This is a genomic window from Pandoraea sp. LA3 (assembly GCF_022696215.1).
Taxonomy (GTDB): Bacteria; Pseudomonadota; Gammaproteobacteria; order Burkholderiales; family Burkholderiaceae; genus Pandoraea; species Pandoraea capi.
Genome location: NZ_PTPY01000017.1, coordinates 60,173 through 82,109, shown reverse-complemented (window position 1 = coordinate 82,109; position 21,937 = coordinate 60,173). Strand labels below are relative to the sequence as shown.

14 protein-coding genes and 1 tRNA gene are annotated in these 21,937 nt (G+C 54.8%); 2 read left to right on the top strand and 13 right to left on the bottom strand.

What is annotated here, in order from left to right; genetic code table 11:
• Positions 1-221 precede the first annotated feature (221 nt).
• The 6 genes from C5N93_RS02590 to C5N93_RS02565 form a co-directional block, all read right to left on the bottom strand.
• A complete protein-coding gene (locus tag C5N93_RS02590) occupies positions 222-1,499 on the bottom strand; it encodes a glycosyltransferase (RefSeq protein WP_242558145.1) in 1,278 nt (425 codons plus the stop codon).
• 1 nt (position 1,500) lies between these two features.
• A complete protein-coding gene (locus C5N93_RS02585; protein ID WP_242558144.1) occupies positions 1,501-3,003 on the bottom strand; it encodes a TolC family protein in 1,503 nt (500 codons plus the stop codon).
• On the bottom strand, positions 2,993-4,345 hold the full coding sequence (locus tag C5N93_RS02580; protein WP_347403287.1) for an HlyD family type I secretion periplasmic adaptor subunit: 1,353 nt from the start codon (positions 4,343-4,345) through the stop codon (positions 2,993-2,995). The genes C5N93_RS02585 and C5N93_RS02580 overlap by 11 nt, the downstream gene beginning before the upstream one ends.
• Positions 4,346-4,426: 81 nt before the next feature.
• Positions 4,427-6,541: a type I secretion system permease/ATPase gene (locus C5N93_RS02575; RefSeq protein ID WP_242558142.1), complete on the bottom strand. Its 2,115-nt coding sequence runs from the start codon at positions 6,539-6,541 to the stop codon at positions 4,427-4,429.
• A gap of 126 nt (positions 6,542-6,667) precedes the next feature.
• On the bottom strand, positions 6,668-14,281 hold the full coding sequence (locus C5N93_RS02570; protein ID WP_242558141.1) for a calcium-binding protein: 7,614 nt from the start codon (positions 14,279-14,281) through the stop codon (positions 6,668-6,670).
• A gap of 18 nt (positions 14,282-14,299) precedes the next feature.
• The gene (locus tag C5N93_RS02565) at positions 14,300-14,896 is read right to left on the bottom strand and encodes a hypothetical protein (protein WP_242558140.1); all 597 of its coding nucleotides are present in this window, start codon (positions 14,894-14,896) and stop codon (positions 14,300-14,302) included.
• A 286-nt stretch (positions 14,897-15,182) separates the two neighbouring features.
• Between C5N93_RS02565 and C5N93_RS02560 the strand changes: the two genes are divergently transcribed.
• The gene (locus tag C5N93_RS02560; RefSeq protein WP_347403288.1) at positions 15,183-15,779 is read left to right on the top strand and encodes a TonB-dependent receptor; all 597 of its coding nucleotides are present in this window, start codon (positions 15,183-15,185) and stop codon (positions 15,777-15,779) included.
• 408 nt (positions 15,780-16,187) lie between these two features.
• Here C5N93_RS02560 and C5N93_RS02555 read toward each other — a convergent pair whose 3' ends face one another.
• From C5N93_RS02555 to C5N93_RS02540, 4 genes are all read right to left on the bottom strand, one after another.
• Complete coding sequence (locus C5N93_RS02555) at positions 16,188-16,739, bottom strand: HD domain-containing protein (RefSeq protein ID WP_242558138.1); 552 nt, start codon at positions 16,737-16,739, stop codon at positions 16,188-16,190.
• A 71-nt stretch (positions 16,740-16,810) separates the two neighbouring features.
• Positions 16,811-17,257, bottom strand: coding sequence for a hypothetical protein (locus C5N93_RS02550; protein WP_242558137.1), 447 nt, complete (start codon positions 17,255-17,257; stop codon positions 16,811-16,813).
• Positions 17,258-17,311: 54 nt separating this feature from the next.
• Positions 17,312-17,950, bottom strand: a complete 639-nt coding sequence (locus tag C5N93_RS02545; RefSeq protein WP_242558136.1) for a lysozyme inhibitor LprI family protein — start codon at positions 17,948-17,950, stop codon at positions 17,312-17,314.
• Between the two features lie 35 nt (positions 17,951-17,985).
• On the bottom strand, positions 17,986-18,360 hold the full coding sequence (locus C5N93_RS02540) for a hypothetical protein (protein WP_242558135.1): 375 nt from the start codon (positions 18,358-18,360) through the stop codon (positions 17,986-17,988).
• A gap of 163 nt (positions 18,361-18,523) precedes the next feature.
• Between C5N93_RS02540 and C5N93_RS28420 the strand changes: the two genes are divergently transcribed.
• A complete protein-coding gene (locus C5N93_RS28420; RefSeq protein WP_347403286.1) occupies positions 18,524-18,958 on the top strand; it encodes a helix-turn-helix transcriptional regulator in 435 nt (144 codons plus the stop codon).
• A 99-nt stretch (positions 18,959-19,057) separates the two neighbouring features.
• On the opposite strand, the gene C5N93_RS02525 is transcribed toward C5N93_RS28420, so the two are convergent.
• The 3 genes from C5N93_RS02525 to C5N93_RS02515 all read right to left on the bottom strand — a co-directional run bounded on the left by C5N93_RS02525 (position 19,058) and on the right by C5N93_RS02515 (position 21,927).
• Positions 19,058-19,148: transfer RNA gene (locus C5N93_RS02525), tRNA-Ser, on the bottom strand.
• 86 nt (positions 19,149-19,234) lie between these two features.
• Positions 19,235-21,253 carry a sodium:solute symporter family protein gene (locus C5N93_RS02520; protein WP_069341397.1) on the bottom strand — a complete coding sequence of 673 codons (2,019 nt, stop codon included), beginning with the start codon at positions 21,251-21,253 and terminating at the stop codon, positions 19,235-19,237.
• Positions 21,250-21,927, bottom strand: coding sequence for a DUF4212 domain-containing protein (locus C5N93_RS02515; protein ID WP_242558134.1), 678 nt, complete (start codon positions 21,925-21,927; stop codon positions 21,250-21,252). The genes C5N93_RS02520 and C5N93_RS02515 overlap by 4 nt, the downstream gene beginning before the upstream one ends.
• Between the last annotated feature and the right edge of the window lie 10 nt (positions 21,928-21,937).

The window sequence follows — 21,937 nt, the reverse complement described above, 5'->3', positions numbered from 1 at the left end:
ACTCGGCGAAACAGATACGGCTGAACTTTCCGTCAACCTCAAATCCGAATCGGAAGCAGCCCCTAGCTACTCATGGTCAACCGGAGACTTCGGCATAGTGCGACCGCGATCCCGATATCGACCTGAGGGCCCAAGATAGTCGATACCAGTAAATAAAACCAGGTCGTGACCTGAAGTTCGCGTGGTTCTCGCGCTGGTGGTCGAACGTTGCAGGAACACGCTCAAACTGATATGCAACGTGTCCACATCGTCATCCCCCTATCACGCCCCTGGTCTCCCCGCAAAATCTCTATCTGCCGTGGCAGGCAAACATCGCGAAGGTCATATGATTTAAGCACTGTATCTCTAGCGGTCGAGCGAAGCGCAGACAACTCTCGTCGCCTACTGCAGGCGAAAATTATCTGATCGGCAAGTCCGTCAACGTCAAAGAAATCGACTAGAAGTCCGTTTTCTTCGTGCCGCAACACCTCCTCCACAGGTACAGTTCTCGAGCCAATAATCAGGCAGCCGGACGCCATTGCATCAAGCATCGACCAAGAGAGAACAAAGGGGTACGTGAGATACACATGTACCGTCGACATCTGCAGCACCTGAAGATACTGGTGATGTGGAAGATGCCCGAGAAAATGAACTCTGCTCAAGTCGAGCTGCGCACCTACCTCTCGTAACAAATACTGCCGGTATGTCATCCCTTGCAGTGGTCGGCCGTAAGACACTCCGTCACTCCCAACGATGACCACCCTCGCTGTTGGTCGTTCTCGCAAAACCCTGGGCAGTGATCTCATAAAGATATGAAACCCTCGGTACGGCTCAAGGTTGCGCGCCACATAAGTGATGACTTCGTCTCCGAGGGAAAGCGTTTTATCTCCTAACTGTATTGCGACGCAATCCTTTGCGGCGGGGCGTACCAGTGTTGTGTCGATACCGTCGTGCACCACGGTGATCTTCTGCCGAATCTCAAGGGGATACCGAGACGCCTGCCAGTGCGTGGGACTAATTCCGCAGTCGCTTGTCAGGAGGCTAGCGGAGTGAATCATGTTCTCCGAAAACGCGCCAGAGTTGTCGTCGACAACTCTGGTGAATTCAGGATCGAACCCATAATCCTGTCCATACCGATTGAAGTAAAACTCGCAGTAATTCACTATGCGCGCATTCGGAAATACGTCACGTACATACAACATCTCCCCCCAACCGGGGTGCCCGTATACGACATCCGGATTCAACCCTTGATGACGCAACTCTCGCAGACTCTTGGCGACCGCCCGAGCACGACGAAGCATAGTATTCAGCCCTCCCTCCCCGGCCACGCGATTGCTAGCGTCATCGGGCGCGAATGAATACCCAAACACCTTTGCTGTTGGAGGCAGACGCTTGTAGTTTTCGCGAATCCGTCTCGCCTCGCCCAATCCATATACGGTGACATTAGGATCTGCGGATAAGTGGGCTAACAGATGGCAAAACTGGCCCGGAAGGTTCTGGTGGATGAAAAGGATCTGCACACTATCGCCTCGGTAGATTTCCGCTGAGCTCGGCAAACACGTTTGAGTCAAGCCGTCCAACCGTTGCCGCTAGTCGAAGCCGCGATGCGTTCCAATCTGCAATAGCTTGTACACGCTGCTGCTTTGCATCAGCCAGCGAGGCCTGCGCGTTGAGCAGTTCGATAATGCTCGTAGCACCGATGGCGTACCGCCGCGTTGCAGCGTCGAACGCGCCTTGTGCCGCATCGAGCAACTCGTCCACGGTGCGCAGACTCACGGTGTTGCCCTGGAGGTCCTGATAGGCCTTCCACACGTTTAGGCCAACTTGTCGCTTTGCTTCGTCCCATTCAAATCGCTTCTGCTCTGCTTTCGCATGTGCTTCACGGACCTGATAGACGCGTCCAAACCCCTCGAACAAGGGGATCTGAACTTGGAACCCGACGTACCAATCATGTCCCGTCGCAGCAAACTGCGGTGACCCTAACCCCAAGCTAGCCGGCTGATTGTTTCGGCTGTATTTTGCGACGAGGCTGAACTTGGGCAACCCTTGCGCCCGGAGCTGTGCTTCGCTAGCCTCCGCGGCGTCTACCTGCGCGCGTGCTGCTTCCACGCTCGGGTGAGTCAGTCGCGCCTCTGTCATCAAATCGCCGACAGACTCAACGAAACGTTGCGCAGACGACGGTCCAATCTCCTCCTTCGCCAACACCACCCCCGCATCGGGAATGAGATTCATATCACTTAGCAAGACACCAAGTGACGTCAGCTTCGCCTTTTCAGCTTGCGTCTCCTGAAGGCGAGCCTTCGTATAAGCAGTTCTGGCTTGCAACTCATCACTTATCGATGCGACGCCCCTCGCTACACGAGCGGCTGCCACCTTGAGGCTGTTTTCGGCAATACTTGCCGACTCTCGCGCGGTTGCAAATTTCTCGTCAGCAGCCACGGCGCCGTAGTAGTCCGTCGCGACAGTTGAAAAGGTCTCCTGCAACTGCGCGTCGAATTGATATTTGGCAGCATTCATCAACGACTTAGTATTAGAAAGCGCTGCGCTCCGAGCACCAAAGTCGTAGAGAACCCAGTCCATCCAAACACTCGATGTTTGAATGGTGGCTCGGTGGTTCGAGCTCAACGTCGGATGATCTGCAACATCTGTCAGTTGATCATCTCGCACGCCCTGCCATGACGCGGAAATCGTGGGCAGAAATGCCGCCTTCGCTTGTCCGACCTGAGCGGCTTGTGCTTTTACCTGGGCCCAAACCGCTCGCGTTTTGGGACTGTTGCATAGCGCCTGATCAACAGCGTCGGCAAGTTCAAGTGGCTCCGTTGCGACATCGCCCCGACAGCCTCGGTAAGACATAGTCGATTGCCCCGAAATCCAGCGGGGATTCGACATCTGCGACTCGGTGTTGAATACGTCAAAGGCGAATGCGGACTGCGATACAGCCAACATCATCGCTGCCGAGAAGAACCATTTGACGTGAATGACTCGCCGTGCCTGCATGCATTGATGCTGAAATTCACCGCTCATGGAGACTCTCATCCGCGTGTTGGAGTAGCGGCTCCATGAAGTACCCAATGACACTTCGTCGCCCTGTCTTGATCTCGACCACTGCCGACATGCCTGGCGTGAGGTTGATAGACTTTCCGTCCACTTTCATGTGGCCGGAAGGAAGCTTGATACGCGCCAAGAAAGTCATCTCGCCTTTGCGCCCCTTGTCTTGGACGGCATCGTTTGAGACCGAAATGACTCGCCCCTCCATAAAACCGTAACGAGTGTATGGGAAGGCATCGAACTTCACGACGGCAATCTGCCCTTCCTTCACGAATCCGATATCTTTATTCTCGACATTGGCTTCCACCTCAATTGCATCGTCGGGAACAATCTCCATCAGGGCTTGCGCAGTGGTCACGACACCGCCTACGGTGTGGACAGCAAGCTGCTGCACCGTTCCGTCCACAGGAGCACTCAGTGTGAGAAGGTTCTGACGCGTCTCAGCTTTTGTTTGATCGTCTTGGTTCTGCGTAAATTGATGTGTTGCTTTATCCAGCTCGTCGAGTTGCTCCCGCCGGAACTGCGCGACTGTCTGAGCCACGATTGACTGTTGTTGCGTAACGGCCGACGACAGCTCTCGACAATGACTTTTTTGCGCAGCCAACTCATGCTCCCGCTCGATCGCAGCCCTCTCCTTTTCGAGATAGTCGTGCTGAGAAACATACCTATCTCTCGCCAACTCACGATAGTCGTTGGCCTCCTGACGCATCAGCGGGGCAGTTGCGCTCAGCTTCTCAAGCACGCGAAGGTTTGTCGCCAACTCAGCTTGGCGTCGGTCAAGCTCGGCGCGAGCGCTCGACAGCTTGTTGACGTATTCGTCGAAGGACCCGTTGGCGAAGCTCTGCGCCTCACGCTGTTGCGTTTCAGACGCGTCATCCACCGGCTCCAATTGCGGGTGCGTTCCCGCTTTGACTGAAATGAGTAACGCACGCGCACGCGCAGCAGTAAGCGCCGCATCAACCTTTGACGTCTTGGCTTTATGTGCGTCGGCAGCTGCCTGCGTCGCATCGAGAACTACCAACGACTGACCACCTGTGACTCGCTGACCATCTCGCACATCGATCCTTCGGACCACACCAGTTATGGCTGGCTGAATGATCTTGACCCTGTCGCTCGGAATCAGCTTTCCTTTTGCCGTCGCAACGATATCTAATCGCCCAACAATTGCGGTCAGAAGCACCGCAACCGCCAGAAGACAAACAAGGCGCATGGTCCATTTCGGTATCGGATGCGGTGGGGTTTCGATCAACTCCAGGTTCGCTGGCAAGAACTGAAGCTCATCAGTTGGCCGTTCTTTTGCATCCAGTTGGTGCCGCATTCCCCATGCGGCCTTGAGTACAGTCCCATACCTCCGCAGGAGGTCCCCGAATGCTTGGGCTCGCAAGAATCGCATATATTTTTAGGCAGCTTGAGCAGAAACCATCCGAGCGTAATAACCTCCGCGACCAAGCAGGGCTTCGTGTGTACCCTGCTCAATGATTTTCCCTCCCTCCATCGCAACAATGTGATGCGCATGCCTGACGGCACTCAATCGGTGAGCGATGATGATGACCGTTCGCCCTTTGCAAATGGCGGACATGTTCTGTTGGATGATGGCCTCAGTTTCGACGTCCAACGCGCTAGTTGCCTCATCGAAGATCAAGATGACTGGGTTGGTAATCAACGCACGCGCGATGGCAATACGCTGACGTTGTCCGCCAGAAAGCGAGGCCCCCCGTTCCCCCACTATCGTTTCGTACCCTTCGGGCAAAGCTGAAATGAAGTCGTGCGCTCCGGCCAACGTAGCCGCGCGGATAACCCGAGCTAAGTCAGCGCCAGGATCGGAAAGTGCGATGTTGTCGCGGATAGATTTGTTAAAGAGAAAATTCTCTTGCAATACGACCCCAATGTGCCTGCGTAACCAGGCCGGGTCGGTCAGAGCAACGTCGATTCCATCGACTGTCACTCGGCCGTGCTCCGGGATATACAGTCTTTGAATCAATTTCGTCAGCGTGCTTTTCCCAGACCCTGATCTGCCCACGATCCCAATGGTCTGTCCCGCCGTTATCCGGAGATCGATGGAATCCAGCACGTATGGCGTATCCGGGCGATACCTAAAGCGAACCGATTCGAGACCGATTTCGCCGCGTAGCGTGGGCAAGGTTTGGCGATTGGCTTCGGCCTCAGGTCTCGCGTTCAAAATATCGCCGAGTCGCAAGACGGAAATACCGACTTGCTGGAAATCTTGCCAAAGTTGAGCCAGACGTAAAACCGGAGCGGCAACACGCTGCGACAGCATGTTGAATGCGATGAGTTCTCCGACCGTCAGCTTGCCATCGATCACGAACTTTGCGCCGAAAAACAACGTGCCGACCGTGACGAGCTTTCCAACCATCTGCACGGACTGCTGACCGAAATTGCCGAGCTGAGTGACCTTGAAGCTCGCCGAAACGTATGCCGCAAGTTGTTTGTTCCATACAGAAATGAGTTGCGGCTCGACGGCACCAGCCTTAACGGTTCCCACACCAGTCACCGTTTCCACGAGAAAAGACTGATTGTCTGCCCCTCGCGCGAACTTCTCATCGAGACGCGTTCGTAACGACGGATTGATCAAGAAGGAAATTCCAACGTACAGAGGAAACGATGCAAGGACGATTAACGTTAGCTTCACGCTGTAGATACACATTACAGCGAGGAACACCACTGAGAACAAGAGATCTAGCACTGCGGTCAACGCCTGCCCCGTCAGGAAACTACGAATGTTCTCTAGCTCCCTAACTCTCGCGACGGTGTCGCCTACACGACGTGCCTCGAAATATGAAAGTGGAAGCGCCAAGAGATGACGGAACAGACGCGCTCCCAACTCGACGTCAATTCGATTCGTCGTGTGTGAGAAAACGTAGTTTCTTAGGAGTGTAAGCAGTGTCTCGAAAGCCGTCGAAACGAGAAGAGCAACGCAGACGACATTGAGCGTGCTGAAGGCCCGGTTCACGAGAACCTTGTCCATCACAACCTGAAACATCAAAGGTGTGACGAGGCCAAAGATCTGTAAGAGAAGGGAAACCGCGAGCACCTCACCAAGCAGTCTTCGATACTTGACGACTGCCGGCACAAACCACGAGAAATCAAAGCGTGCCAAGTCCCCCGCGAGTGACGCTCTTGACGCGAACAGAATGACACGGCCCCCGGTGCGATCCACCAGATCCTCAGGCGTGAAAATCTTGGGTGAAGGTGCACCCGGTTCGAGCACAAGTGCGCGAGTGCCGTTCACCGCCGCAAGGACACAGTGACGCCCGGATTTCTCCATGAGCATTGCCGGACAGGGAAGCTTGCCCAAGCGCTCAACATTTGTCGTCGTGGCTCGCGCCTTAAGGCCAATACGGCGAGCGGCCAAGATGAGGTCGCGCTCCTCGAACACATCCGTTTGAAGTCCCGCTTGATGCCGGACCTGCGCCGCATCGGTGTTGATGCCATGGAGCTTGGCAATCACCATCAATGACGTCAGCCCCCAATCCCCGATTGGATTTTCGTTCATTGTTTTTCTTTGATATGAGAAGCACGCTCGACGGCGCTACCGTCATTTGATTGCGGCTATCACGAAGAACGGACAGATAGACGACGCTCGGATGCCCTCCGAGCGTCGCTTTCATTGATATAGTGACTAATGGTGCCAAGCGGTCGAAACTACGGTTAAGAGCGTCGGATCTGTAATCACGGAGCTCGCTGTTGATGCTGGATCAAATCCGGGCTGGCTAGCCGAGAAAGCTGCCATCGCTTGGACAAGTTGGTCGATTTGATTATCCAATACCCAATCCCCACCTAGCGCGCCGGTGATATTGATACTGGATAATTTGCTGGCGTCACTCGCGTACCAGCCATCTATAGTTACCGCAGAACCAGTTCCCATCACTGCGACTTTGAGATCATCGCCAACACGTTCGAGCCAAAGTTGATTTACACCAACCCCATCGAGATCCAGTTCACCGCTTGCCGTGGAGTTATACGCTAAGCCATTAACGATATTGAGCTGGCCATAAGACGAATGAAAAACATACGTGTCATCTCCGCCATAACCGGTAATGGTGTCATTGCCCCCGAGCCCATCGAACCGATCATTCATCCCAACCGCACCAAACATCGCATCATCTCCGGCGGTTCCTGTGTCGAGTCGCTGCAAAATATCTGCGAGCGTCCACAAGGAACCGTCGGAAAATTCAATCGTCTGGAAACCCGCCATGGAAGGTGCTAAACCATATGTCACTTGAATTTGATCACCGGGCACTCCATCCGTTATCGCCACACCGATATCGGCTCCGCCTTTGATCTGTAGAGACGAGGGGGTGATCCCTTGCCCCAGACGTAGAACATTCGCGACGACATTTCCCGAAAAGTCGAACTCGTTTACCAGCAACTTTCCATATCCGGGATTGAACACGACGGTATCGCCGCCACCGCCACCGTCGATCGTGTCGTCCCCTCCCAGACCATCGAATAGTTCCGCGGCAGCAGTACCAACCAAGTGATCATTTCCAGTAGTTCCATCAGCGGGCTTCACCTTGCTCATAAGGTCTGCGGCGGTCCACACTGTCCCGTCGGCAAACTGCACTTCTTGCACACCATAGACTCCCGGGCTCATTGCCATATTGTCGATCGTGATGACGTCCCCTGCGATTCCGTCGCTTATGCGCACTCCATTCTTATCGTCAACGTTAACGGTAATTGATTCTGGAACGATGCCTGCGCCGAATTGAAGTACGTTTGTGACCCCCGAGGATGCGTAGTCGGATATTTCTAGCGCTCCATATCCTGGGTTATAGATGAAAGTATCATTACCTGAACCGCTCTCATAGTCGCCTCCCCCAAGCCCATCGAAATAGTGTCCCGCGACATATGAGACGATTGTGTCGGCACCTGTAGTCGGCGCAATCGCCATGGCCCGTAGTTCGTCCCCCGTCCACGTCGTGCCATCAGAAAACTTTACCTGTTGAACCCCTGCCCCAATCATTTCACCGTTGGCAAGTGTGACCACATCGCCGCTCACACCAGTACGTACAACGATATCTCCATTGGTGGTCGCTCTAACCGATACGCTGGATTTATCTACGCCAGTCCCGAATTGCAATACGCTAACGACATTACTGTAGTCCCCCGCAGTAATGTGAAGGGCCCCATATCCAGCATCAAAAAAGAATGTGTCGGCTCCTCCCCCCCCAATCACCGTGTCGTCACCGCCGCGCCCGTCGAAATACTCTGCTGCCGAAGTACCAACTAGCGAATCGTTACCGAGGGTTCCTATCGTTCCGATCTTAGACATGAGGTCACTTCGAGTCCACGTGGTGCCATCGGAAAACTGAATAATCTGAACCCCACGAGTAGAAGCGTATGCTGAGCCCGAAAGTAGTATCCGATCTCCTGTAACTCCGTCAGTCAGCACAAAACCAGAAGTCTGCGCATCAATCGACACTGAAATTGAAGCTGGCGAGATCCCTGGTCCAAGGCGAAGAACGTTATGCGGATCAGATCCATAATCCAGTTCGTTGATTTCCAGGTTGCCGTAGCCAGCATTGAACACGATGGTGTCACCACCACCGTTTCCGTACACGACGTCATTTCCACCGTGGCCGTCGATGTAGTCAGCAAGATCGGTGCCATAAAGCGTATCGCTAGCCGCCCCTCCCACTACATTTCTCAACATGGATAAGATCTGCTCGCCGGTCAATACGCTTCCATCAGCGAAGTGCATCTCGCTACCGAGAAGGCTGGAATTTGCCATCGAGACGAGGGTGATCGTATCCGTCCCCGCCTGGAGAATCACGTCGTATTGGTTACGAGATACAACAAGGTCCGAGCTCGATATTCCGGCGCCAAATTGAAGCGTTACCTCTGCCAGCGCACCGTCCGTAGGATGAATCGTGAGATTTCCATACCCAGCGTTGAATACGTAGGTATCGTTTCCTCCGCGACCGTATGCGGTGTCGTTGCCACCTCTGCCGTCAATGAGATCACCACCCGGTGTCCCGTACAAAATGTCGGCACCCGTCGATCCGGTGATGGTGCGAGCCTTTTGGGCGACGGTCGCAGCGTCCCAAATCGTGCCGTCTGCAAATTTGACTTCGCTCAAGCCTCCTTGGAGGGAAGTGAGCGCATTGTCGATTCGGACGACGTCTCCGGACGAGAAGCTAAGCAAAATAGCGTTATCTTGTGTTGCCGATACGACTACCTGTCCAGGTAACAAGTTTTCGCCGAGTTGGAGAATCGAGCCCGAAGATATATCTCTGATCTCAAGATGCCCGTATCCTTGGTTGAAAACATACGTGTTGTTCCCGCTCCAACCGGTGACAGTGTCATCCCCCCCCTTACCGTCAAAGTAAGCATTCCCCTGAGGGCCATAGAGATCATCGTTCCCGCTGGTCCCCGTGACGCTTCGGGCGAATCGAATTACGTCGGCGAATCCCCACGTTGTTCCGTCTGCAAACCGGACTTCCTGAACACCAAAAACGCCAGGACTCGACATAAGGTCGATTTTTACCTGATCCGTCCCGATAGTTAGCAGAATTGCAGCATCCGAGGTAACCGAAACACTCACGTCGCCAGGTAGTATCCCGGCTCCAAATTGCAGAACGTTCATGGGAGAGATCGAGGTATCGGTCTCGTTAATTTCTAGTTTTCCATACCCCTTATTGAAGACGAAGGTATCCCCGCCTCCAAAGCCAATCATAGAATCATCGCCCCCCTTGCCATCGAACAAATCAGCGCCGGTGGTGCCGTAGAGGATATCGTTGGTATTGAGATTGGCAACCTGAGTGGTCAATGCGAGCAAATCGCTCGAACTCCAGATGGTGCCGTCGGCAAAAGTGACGCGATCAACGCCTTGTGTTGCATCGCCCGCCATCCTGTCCAAAGTGACGCTGTCCGCCCCCATCTGCAAGACAATATCGTGAGCCGAATTCGCGCGAACAGTGATGTCACTAGCCAGAATTCCTTGGCCGAGCGCGAGAGTACTCCCCGCTGATGCCCCCGTCCTCTGTGCTACAACCTCAAGTGAACCGTAGCCTTTTGCAAAATTAAAGGTGTCGGCACCACCATTCCCGGTCACAAGATCGATGCCCCCTTGTCCATCGAAAACGTCCGCTCCCGTCGTGCCCCACAACGAGTCGTTGCCCAGCGTCCCAACGGAATGCCCGGCCTTCCCTAGAACTTCACTTCGTGTCCAGATCACTCCATTCGCAAACCTAACCTCGCTCACGCCTTCGGCCTGAATCCCGATGGCCATGAAGTCAATGGTGATCTGGTCGCTACCAAAACGGAGTACAACGCCGTGCTTATCATTAACAGAGACTTGCACCGCATTCGGGTCAATACCCGCCCCGAGTTGGAGAACGGCGGTGCTTCCGTTTGCGTAATCCAACTCCCGAATCTCGAGCGAACCATAACCCCCGTTGAATACGAACGTATCGCGACCACCATTGCCCACGGCAAGGTCGCTTCCCCCCCGCCCGTCAATGACCTCCGCTAGGCTGGTGCCGAAAATAGTGTCGTTGCCGAGACTGCCGAAAACGTTGTTCAGCTTTGCAATGAGGTCTGACGACGTCCAGACGGTTCCATCGTTGAAAATGACCTGATCAACCCCCGATGCTCCCGGATTCGCGAGAATATTCTGAATAACTATCTGGTCCGCCCCCGCCGTCAGCGTGATACCTGTTCCTGATACGTCGCTGGAGAACGTCACATCACCGGGGTTAATTCCTGCGCCGAGTCGAAGAACATTCAAGTGGCCCGGCGAGTAATCGGTCTCATTGATCGTGAGCGTCCCGTAACCCTGATTAAATACAAAGGTATCCCCCCCTCCGTATCCAACGACCGTATCCGCCCCACCGTGACCATCGAAGTAGTCGGCCGCGGAGGTCCCTATAAGGTAATCGCCGTCGGCAGTGCCGAGCGTGGTTCTTTCGATCAGTTGCTGGCGGGAAAGCACCGTCCCGTCAGCGAATTGAACTTCTTGTACTCCAGAAGAGGCGCTTGAGAGCATCCCATCAAGTTGCACCGCGTCTCCGGAAATACCGTCATAGATGCGAAGGTCGCCCAACGCACCAATTCGCACCGTTATCGAGTCTGCGGAAATCCCGGCCCCAAATCGCAAGACATTTGTCGAGGCTGTGGTGTCCTGCTCATAAATTTCCAGATTGCCGTACCCACTATTGAAAACGAAAGTGTCGCCACCGCCACCACCCGAAACAAAATCGTCGCCCCCTTTTCCGTCGATCAAATCAGCATTGCGCCCTCCATAAAGGACGTCTGCACCGCTAGTGCTGGAAGCAAGTTCGCGCTGCAAGAAATCGCTAATTGTCCACGAGTCCCCGTTGGCAAACGCTATCGTTTTTATCTCTGATGCACCGTCAATAAACATTCCGTCAATCTGCACAACATCGCCGGGGGAACCAACGGTCAGAATGGCGTTGCCCCACCTGTCGGCTCGAACCTTCACATCTTGGGATTCGATTCCCGCGCCAAACCGAAGAACGCCCGCATCTAGCGTTGCACTTTGCGTTTCCCCAATCTCTAGCGAGCCATATCCGGCGTTGAAAACAAAGGTATCATCACCGCCGTTGCCATCTGCGAAGACTTGCCCCGCACCTCCGTCCAAGACATCGGCGCCAGTGGTTCCCGACACGTAATTGAACGTCGCCCCGCCCGAAGCCCCCGACGCAAGAGCCATGATCTGGGATCGAGACCAAGCAGTGCCATCTGAAAAGGCCACCACTTGGACTCCATTGAAAGGCCCATAAGCCATTCCAGCAAGAGTTATGACATCGCCAGACTTTAGCGTGAGCAAAATGTCCCCACTGCTATTCGCTGAAATAGTGACGTCTGACTTAACGATTCCTGCGCCAAACTCGAGTCTGTTGGTCGGATGCACCGCGAGGTTGTCGTACTCCTCAATGCGCACTGATCCGCTGCCCACAGAGTAAATAAATGTGTCGTGGTCCAACGTGGAGTCATCAAACGTCTCTCCCCCGCCGTTGCCAACAAGTGCGGAGATGCCGTTTCCAGCATAAAAGACATCACCAATCGACGTTCCTGTTTCGACAATGCCGTGATTGCTCAAGCTGATACTCAGATTCGTGAAAATGGCGTTCGCTACCGAGCCAAGTTGACCATCCGTGGTTGTCGAAACGATGTAAGTTGCGGTGTCGGCACCAAGCCCAATTTCCATTCGATAGGCATCCAAGGCGCGCAGAAATATTTCCCAACTGTGGAAATTCGTCTCCGTAACTGCGCCAAGTCGCGCAAGGGCGCCTTGAATTGATGTAACGATGTCCGTAGTTGGAAAAATTAGGTCATTCGCGGCGTCATAAGTAAACTCGGGAAGCCACGCAATGCCATTAGGCGACTGAAGAATCAAGCGGGCGAGACCAGCGTCGAACAAAGCATTCCATGCCTGATTGAGGGATGGTTGAGCGTGGTACACCCCAGATAGGCCTGTTCCGCCGCCGTCAAATTTGACCCCTGTATATTTTTCAAGAAACGCCAACCTCGACGTCTGAGTATCCGCCGTCGGCACCCCAGACCAAGCGATCAAAATAGACTCAGCGGCGGCCTCAACGATTTCAGCATCACTTGACAAAGGCAACGCTTGAAAAGCTTCGACACGAGCTCTAAGGTCATTGTTACTCATCATCGACGAGTGCAAATCGGCGAGGGTGCCGTGACCAACCAACTGAGGAAGTGCGGCAACTGCCCCCGAAACGAGCGTTGCCTCGTCTGGGCGAGTGAGTGAAGGGTTGTTGACTAAGGAAACAGCGGCAATATCGCGTACAGATCCATCCTGCAGCGTATAAGTACCGATAGCATTGACCGAGTTTCCGGCAATTTGGACGTCACTTTTGACGGCAGCCAAACTAATCGATTTGATACCGATTTCTGCGAGTGTAAAGAGCTCCCCTGCTTGATTCGTGGCATCACCGTTCGCGTCCACCCAAACTCGTAGAGCAGAAAAACCGGCATCGCTTATGTCAATTACACCGTCGCCGTTCGAATCCATCTCGCTCAACTGGGCGAAAGATGCAACCAACTGCTTCCCAGTGGTGACTCCGCCCGCTGCTGGCGAGAAAACCAGAAGCCCCATTCCTTCGCCGATCCAACCAGTCTTACGAGAAAATCCATCGCCTTCAATATCAAAATATGGTGAGGCCGCTGAAAGCTCCGTGAGGTGAATGCCAGTGCCACTCAAATCCAAGACAATTGGATCTCTTGCATTGTTAGCCGCTCGCTCAGCCCTTAAGGCGGCCACGAGTGAGGCGTCTGCGCCCCACATACGTGCATTATCTTTTTCGCTTGTATCGATCGCTTGCGCTATATCCCTCAGTAGACCACCAATCGCCAAAAGTCCTGCCTCACCTTGAGAAAGTAAAGCCGCATAAATTTGCATCAAATTCCCAAAGAGCTTCGCAGAAACATTCGAGCTAGTCAGGAACGGAAATGCAAGCACCGACGATGCGGCCCCCGCAACCACCTGCATCCCGATCACCGCCATCGCTGGGTCAATCCCCTCGCCACTGACCGACATCAAGGAAGACACCTCTGGAGGCTGGAAGTTATATCTTCTTCCTAGGGCGTCCGCTAAATCTTGAAGCCACCCCCCCATAGTTTTCGACAGACCAACGTCTAGTCCTCGATACACCCCAATCGTCTCTGAAACCAGAATCAATGCAGCATTACTCATCTGATTTTGGAGATATTGCTCAGGATCGGTAGGCACATATCCAGTACGTGGATCCTCCCCTGTGATGTGAGAAACATTCAACCCAATGCCCGTTGGGTACAAATCTAAAGGTATCCAATCTACCGTCGTTCCCGACCATCCCCAGGTTGGCAACCCGAATTCCGTGTACATACTGGCCACATCAAGGGAAACCGTGTCTGACAAGCTTGCTATTTCGCCGCTAGCGACCATCGAGTCAAGCATTCGTATTGCCAGATTGTTTGACGCCACTTGGAATCTCGCATCATCCACCGGCTTATTCATTAGCGCAGCAAATGCCTCAGTGGCCCCGCGTACATACTGGCTAACAAACCGACCATCATTCTCATTTATCGACGATGCGTAATCGAACCAATTCGCCAACCCCTTTAACGAGGCATCTTGATTTCCACTGGAAATCTCATCAACCACCAATGTCTTTACGTACAAATATCCGTTGGCGTAGTCTGCATTATCTATATAAAGCTGAATTGTGTCCCGCTGATATTGAGTAAGCTTAATAGAATCAGACATACCACCCCCAAATTAATATTATTTGCAAATCATCTTATCAACAAAATTTTTTATAAAAACGTCCAAATCTCGGAAATTTTTATTAATTCCCTTGCTAACCGACCCCCTAACGTACACACCTGAATCGAAGGTCGTGAAATATGAAAACGCGGCCAAATTTGCATCTCCATCTACAAATAGCACGTTTCTTCCATCCGACGATTTGAAGGCAAAATATTCCGTCACGCCCCCCTGGGGAGCACGGAGGACAAATTCTCTAATGCCATCGACCGGAGCATCTCCGACCAGCTTAGCATTTGGATCGTTAATCAAAGAAAGCTCCAATCCATATCCACGCCGGTATCGCCCCAGAAAATTCAAACGAATTCTATCGTTACCAATCACACCGTTTGCAGGTGCCGCTGCCATTGACGGATAAATCGTCGTGATTGTAACGTGCGAATCCCCAACTGCAGGACCGAAATCACTTGGAATACACATCCGAACATTTCTATTCTCTCTCCCATCAAAAATTGATAATTCTTCAACCGCAAAAACCGAATTAAAATTTACCCCCACAAATGATGTTACGATGAGGAAAAATATCCCAATCATTACTTTGGCATTTTTTCTCAATTCCCACCCCACATTCCACGGTTAATCCATAATCATCACATCAGCTCGTTAAGCGCCTTCTTTCCACAAAGATAAGACATTAAATTTTACATTCGCACAACTAAGTATAAACCCTTAAAAATTGAACCAATTTGTGTTTTATGCACACCACTTTTACCCTAACTTCAAACGATCGATTGAATTTTTCGTTCAAATTTTGATCCGGACCTTTTAACTTCGACGTGAATTCCACAGTGACAAGGAGCCAGCCAGCTCCCTCGTTCGCTCAACAAACAACTGCCCCTCCCTGCCGAAAAAGCCGGCCCCGAGAATATCTAAAGCTGGCCTCGTCACGGATTATTCGAGCAAGCCACTCCCACCGACTGGCAAAGAGCGCGAAATCGGTTTGAAATTCCAGCCGCGCGGCTACAACAGCCCTGTCACCGTGAGCGGCTTCCATCTCACACAGGACAACGTGAGGACGGCCGACCCCGTGCACACTAACTTCGGTGCCCAGACCGTGCAGGCGCGCTCGCGTAGTATCGAACTCGAGGTGCATGCGAGTCTCACGAATAATCTGGAATTGATCGCGAACTACACCTACACGAACCTCGTGAAGGTGCGGAGCAATAGCGCACAGGGAAAGTCACCGGTTAGCATTCCGCGTAACGTGGCCTTATGTGTGGACCGATTACAGGCCAAGGCGAGAGGGCTTTCGGGACTTCAGTTAAGAGGCGGCTTGCGCTATGACTTGGGCCGTCGTTTCCCTGGAATGCGCGGCTGGCTCGTCTCGCTCAAGGCGAGCAACCCGCTCGACTGGCGCTTCATCTCGTGGTGCAACGACGATACCTATAACTGGGGACAAGGTCCCATCGTGCTAGCCGGTTTGCAATACCACTGGTGACTCTCAGTGCAGCACGCAGCCTTCGACGTACTGCACCGCCCCCCTTTAGTACGCGCTCCCCGAACGCTCTGCCGACCGGCGGTGCACCAACTGAATGTCTTGTAGCGTTGCGGTCACCTCATCTCGGACAGTGTGCTAGGTATTTATTCCGCAACCTCGGGGATCGTCCCATCGTCAAATTGATGCGGGTGCGGCCAGTTATATCGTTGCATCAGGAAATAGCCGATATCTCAATGGGCTGGGGGGGCCGTGATATGTCTTGTATTCAGCGCCCATTCCATTTTCAAGCTTCGGTACAACCGCGCCATCGGCGAGTTGACGCTCCTATGTCGGGAAGAGCATGCTGAGTCATTCAAGTCGGCAGGAATGAGGGGACATAATTCTCTGCCGTTCTACTTACGGCGCACTTCATACGTCCATGGGGGAGTATTCTCGATCGCCCCGACCATGCGCAATTCTGAACGCGAGCAAAAGTGAGGCATTTTCACAGCGGAGCCTAGCGACGACTCGAGCGGCCCAGTTGAAGTATTCCTGCCTCCGCTCAAGAGACCACTTCGGAGGCGGCGCGTCCACCAGATCGCGCAAGTTGCAAGTAGCGTCAGCGATTTTGATGAGAGCAGCCTTGTGTGACTTTTGTGGCGCTAATTGCACCTGAAGATCCTTACGCCTTTGCTTTGGCAGCGTCTTGTCGTCCGTCACTTCCGAAACAATCTGCGCGACCTCCGCCCCGAACAGCGATCTCAGTTCGTCAACCGTCGTCCCCGTATCCTCGATGGTGTCGTGGAGAACGGCAGCCATCAATACTGAAATATCGCTAACCCCACCCACTGTCGCAAGCAAATGAGCGACGGCAATCGGATGATTGATATACGGTGACGCTTCAGCATCCTTCCGACGTTGATTCCTGTGCCGCTCGGCCGCAAATTGAATCGCGCAGAGCAAATCTGCCGGATTACTCATTAGCCCTGTCCATTGAATGCGCGCGGACTAAAACACTGTGCGCGTTTATCGAAATTGCGCCCGCACCTGAATCATGTTTTCTGAGGACCCACATCGGTGCTCGGGCTTCCAGTTATCGACCAAGCGGTCCGGGCGAGCTCAGCATGATCGGCCATCGGGCAAACGTAGCCGCGTCGAGCGAGCGTTCGTGCAGTGATCTTGTTGCCCCATAGCGCGTAACGTCCCACGTAGAAGCCATACGCGCACCACAGCAACAGAGACACCAAGTAGAAGTCCCTGTTCGCATATGCGAGCTCCTCCGGTATCACGTCGATGAGCCCAATCCATATCGAATTGCCTGTGCGAAGCAACGTTTGCGCGACGATGTAGCCGATGACGATCAACGCCGGGATGTACAGACGGCGCCTTGCAAACGCAACAATCGCTACGATTGGAAACGCAAAGCCGAACCAAAACGACCAAGCTACGCCGATCTTCACTGAGACGACGGTTTCATCTTTTTTCATCAGAACATTCATGTTTCTTTCCCACCTATGTGTCCGACTTCGATCGGCAAGGAATGCCGCAGCGGCTTACTTCTTCGGAATGAGCACCATTGCCCTCGAACGCTCGTCGAATGCCTTCGTGCCGTCGGGCCAAACGAGGAGATCCCCGATAACGCTCACCGTTTGAGAGGCGTCTTCGAGCCGGTTAATTTGCTCGGCAGCACTTTCGGGCACGTTCCAGACGTAACGAAGCTTGTACTGACGATCACCCACCTGTAGTGCGGTAAATCCGCCGGCGGCGTCGTGGTCAAATACGAGGGTTCCATAAAGGATCACCCCTGCGATTACGGACGTCTTCGGGGGTAGTGGGGCTGGTCCCGTGCCGGGGAGAACAAGCACTCGGCCGTTTTCTGCGGTCACGCTAAGTGCGCTCGTTCTAGCGCCGTAGGCGTCAGCAATGCACTCGCTGCTACGACACTTGTCGCGAATAGTCGTCCGCCACTTGTTCTGGTCTTTTCGAAGCCCGACCTTGTCAGTTGTCCGGGCCGACGCCGCAACAAACGCCTGTGCAAGTTGACGATCCAACGCCGAAAGCTCAGGGTTAATGCAGATCGAACGCTCAACCAAACTCGTCGCTTTGCGGCAGTCGAACGAGGGCTGCGACGTCTCGGCCCGCGCCCAACCTGCGAAAGCAGATCCGATCACGACGGACGTGACCAACAGCACGCTTCGCGCGCGATTCGAACTCGTTATCCCTCGACTCATCGGATTGCCCCCGCAGCCTGCTGGCATCGTGAAGTCATGCCGCCGCCGAACGTGAGGATCGTCGTGACGTTGATAATTCCCTTTTGCAGTTCATCGCGCGCGGTCGTTGCACAGGCTTGAGCCACCTGGTCATAACCATCGCTCTTAATGTGCGCCCGGATATCCGCCACCAATTCGCGCGTGTCCACGGACCGCTTGGTGTTTTCCAAGTCGGCGGGCCTGCGCAACTCGATGAGCCTGACCAAATCCGCCCCACACACATTGATCGCCGTGACGTATTGCTGGCAGGCCGGAGGAATGGACTGTGCCGTGACACTTTCTGCGGCACCAGCCAGCAGGACGATGAGCCCCGAATACAACATCTTTTTCATTCTTCAGTTTCCCGAAAGTTCGTCGGACGTTTTCCCATTGCTTCATTCAGGACAAATTGTAGTATTTGTCTTGTAAATAAAAATGTCTACAAGATAGGTGCCGTGGTTACGCGTCGTGTTTCAACCAAGAATCCCGGGGACTTCGTTCTTCGGGAAGGTCTTGATGAGAAGCTTGAGGGAGTGCTTTGCCGAAACGGTCAGAGCCCGCCGCAAACATTTGAAGTTGTCGCAGGAGGCATTCGCGGACAAAGTGGACATGGACAGAACGTCGATTAGCCGCATCGAGCGCACCGCTCCAAACGTTTCAATCCGAACGGTCTTTCGGATCGCCCAAGCACTTCAGACGAAACCGGGCGCATTGCTCGTCGGCGAATACACCGAGCAGTCAATGAAATCGGTGCCGCCTGAAGTATTCGGTCACGCGGTTAGAGATGCGCGCGTGATTCGCGGCCTGTCACAAAAGGCGATGGGAGATATGATCGGGATGGATCGGAACTACGTAAGCACGATAGAGCGGTCCGAAGAACTTCCTACGCTTGATACTCTGGAAAAATTCGTCGGCGCCCTTGACCTGGATGTGCGGGCTATTTTCGGCTGATCAATGCCCAGCGGGGCCATTTGGCTTGATAGTCGAACTGATAGTCGATCGAAACATCAATAAAAAAAGCCCTTGAAATCAAGGGCTTTTTCACATCTTTGGCGGAGAGAGGGGGATTCGAACCCCCGATAGGCTATTAACCTATACACGCTTTCCAGGCGTGCGACTTAAACCGCTCATCCATCTCTCCTGAATGGTCGCGCATTATAGCAGGTCGGCGGCAACATCTCACCCATTTCGTGGCGACTCGGGCAAAAATCCTTTCGGAGCCCCGCCTCATGGGCGTCGGAGATGATCCACCAGATGCCGGTCACGCTCGCTCGGGCGGGCGCCCAATAAGCTGAACGCGATCGCCACCGCGAACCCGACCGGGACACCGAACGCCCCCGCCGAGATGGGGTCCACGCCCCACCAGCGGGAACCCGCGAAGCCCGTCAGGCGGGTGAAGAACGGGTACGTCGTCATGATGTAGTACACGCACACCAACAACCCACTCACCATCCCTGCCGTCGCACCCAGTCGCGTCGTCCGCTTCCAGAACACCCCGAGCACCAGCGCCGGGAACAGGCACGATGCCGCCAACGAAAACGCCGCCCCCACCAGAAACAATATGTTCCCCAGCTTCAATGACGTCACATACGACGCAAACATCGCCACGCATAACAACAAGATCTTCGACGTCGTCACCCGCTTCTGACTCGACGCATTCCGGTCCACCATGTGGAAGTAGACGTCATGCGACAACGCATTCGCAATCGTCAACAGCAATCCATCCGCCGTCGACAACACCGCCGCCAACGCGCCCGCCGCCACCAGTCCCGAGATCACGTACGGCAACCCCGCGATCTCCGGCCCGGCCAGCACCAACATGTCCGGCTGCATCCAGATCTCGCCCCACTGCACCACACCATCCCGATAGACGTCGGAGATGTCCAACTGCACCGGCGTCGCGTGCCGCCACTGCGTCACCCATCCCGGCAGGTTCTCGTATCGCGCGCCCACCAGATGCAACAGCACGTCGTACTTCAACATCACCGCCAACGCCGGCGCACTCACATACAGCAACGCGACGAAGAACAACGTCCATCCCACTGAACTCCGCGCGCCCTGCACCGTCGCCGTCGTGCCATATCGGGTCAGGATGTGCGGCAAACTCGCCGTCCCGATCATCAGACACACCATCAGCAACAGGAAATTCAGCCGCTGCGAACTGCGGGTCGTATCGTCGCGCGCCGGGAACGGCTCCGTCATCGCGCGCGGCGGCTCACTGCGCTCCACGTACTGATTGCGCATCTCCAGCCACTGGTTCTGCGCCTCGCCCACGTCTCGCGGGAACGCCTCCAGCCTCGTCTCGAGCACCTTCACGTCGCGCAACGGCCCATTGCGACGCTTCGTGTCCAGCAATTGCCGCTCAAGCTCCGCTCGCTCCGTATAGAACGTGTCCGGCAATCCGTCTAGCCGACGCTGCATCTGCTCCGCCTGCTCACGGTAGTAATCGCGCACTTCCTGCTCAGGCACCGAATTCTTGAGCTGCTTCTCCAGCACCTCGACCTTCGCCAGCGCCTCACCGTAAGTGAATTGCGGGAACCAGCCGTTGCCCGTCTGATGACCGATCATCGCCGTCGGCACCAGAAATGCGGTGATCATGATGATGTACTGCGCGACCTGCGTCCAAGTCACCGCCCGCATCCCACCCAGAAACGAGCACACGAGAATGCCCGCCAGCCCGAAGAAAATCCCGATCGTGAATTCGACACCGATGAAGCGCGACGCAATCAACCCCACGCCCTGAATCTGTGCGACGAGGTACACGAACGAACACAGAATCGTCGAGAAGACACCCAACGCGCGCACCAGATTGCTGTCGTATCGCGTGCCGAGAAAGTCCGGCACCGTGTATCGCCCCATCTTGCGCAGATACGGCGCGAGCAGGAACGCCACCAGACAGTAGCCGCCGGTCCATCCCATGACGTAGGCGAGGCCGTCGTATCCCGACACGTAAAGCGAACCCGCCAGCCCCATGAACGACGCCGCGCTCATCCAGTCCGCCGCGCACGCCATGCCGTTGAACATCGGCGGCACGCGCCGTCCTGCGACGTAGTACTCGGTGGCGTCGGATGTCCGCGAAATCAGGCCGATCACCGCGTAGACGGCAATCGTCACGAAAAGGAATGCATAGCCGATCCACACGCCCGGGCCATTGACCTTTTCGAGCAGGCCGATCATCAACACGAACGCGAGAAAACCCGCCGTGTAATACAGGTAGTAGCGCAGCAACCTGCGCGTGAAACTCATCGGTAGATGTGCGCCGACGCGGCGCGAGAAGACGCACTTCGGGAGGTGGCGGGCGCCATTGCGCTCTCCAGCGTGTCGTCAGTGAGGCCGAGGCTGTCGCGACGCGCGTCGCGCAACGCATGCAGCGCCTTGCGATAGCGTGCATCGTTGAACCGCTGGAACAACGCGTAGACAACGATCAGCCCGATGTCTACCAGAATGGAACCCTGCGCGCCCATGTAGAACGGCAACGGCCATCCGGCAAAGCGCATCGCAGCCCATTCGCGCGCCCAGAACTGCGGCACGAACGTCACCACGAAACCGATCCCCATCAGCACGGCCACCAACCACAAGGTACGGCGCCAATGAAGCGCGGCAATCGCCGCCGCCTGACCATGCCAGTCGATGTCGGGAGAAAGATCCGTCGGCGTCGCCCCATCGGGTGCACCGACATGACTGCCTGTGGCATCAGGGGATAAGGCAGACATAGGGGACACGCCACGCCGCCCCGAAGACGCCGACGTCGACGCGATGTCGTGGTGATCGCCCGAGGCGAAAGGCGAGGTGACGGCATCGCCGCGTCGCACCACAAACGATGTCGACGAAACGCCCGCTGCGCCGCCGGACGTGTCGTCCGGCGACGTCCCGCCGTCGTCAGCGGAGCCCGGCGCGCCGGGCCGCGAGCGTTGCGTCATTGCAGGTGGC

Coding starts and splice junctions, on each gene's coding strand:
- C5N93_RS02585 (WP_242558144.1), bottom strand. CDS start 3,003: ATGAGCGGTGAATTTCAGCATCAATGCATGCAGGCACGGCGAGTCATT.
- C5N93_RS02580 (WP_347403287.1), bottom strand. CDS start 4,345: ATGCGGCACCAACTGGATGCAAAAGAACGGCCAACTGATGAGCTTCAG.
- C5N93_RS02575 (WP_242558142.1), bottom strand. CDS start 6,541: ATGAACGAAAATCCAATCGGGGATTGGGGGCTGACGTCATTGATGGTG.
- C5N93_RS02570 (WP_242558141.1), bottom strand. CDS start 14,281: ATGTCTGATTCTATTAAGCTTACTCAATATCAGCGGGACACAATTCAG.
- C5N93_RS02555 (WP_242558138.1), bottom strand. CDS start 16,739: ATGAGTAATCCGGCAGATTTGCTCTGCGCGATTCAATTTGCGGCCGAG.
- C5N93_RS02550 (WP_242558137.1), bottom strand. CDS start 17,257: ATGAATGTTCTGATGAAAAAAGATGAAACCGTCGTCTCAGTGAAGATC.
- C5N93_RS02540 (WP_242558135.1), bottom strand. CDS start 18,360: ATGAAAAAGATGTTGTATTCGGGGCTCATCGTCCTGCTGGCTGGTGCC.
- C5N93_RS28420 (WP_347403286.1), top strand. CDS start 18,524: ATGAGAAGCTTGAGGGAGTGCTTTGCCGAAACGGTCAGAGCCCGCCGC.
- C5N93_RS02520 (WP_069341397.1), bottom strand. CDS start 21,253: ATGAGTTTCACGCGCAGGTTGCTGCGCTACTACCTGTATTACACGGCG.
- C5N93_RS02515 (WP_242558134.1), bottom strand. CDS start 21,927: ATGACGCAACGCTCGCGGCCCGGCGCGCCGGGCTCCGCTGACGACGGC.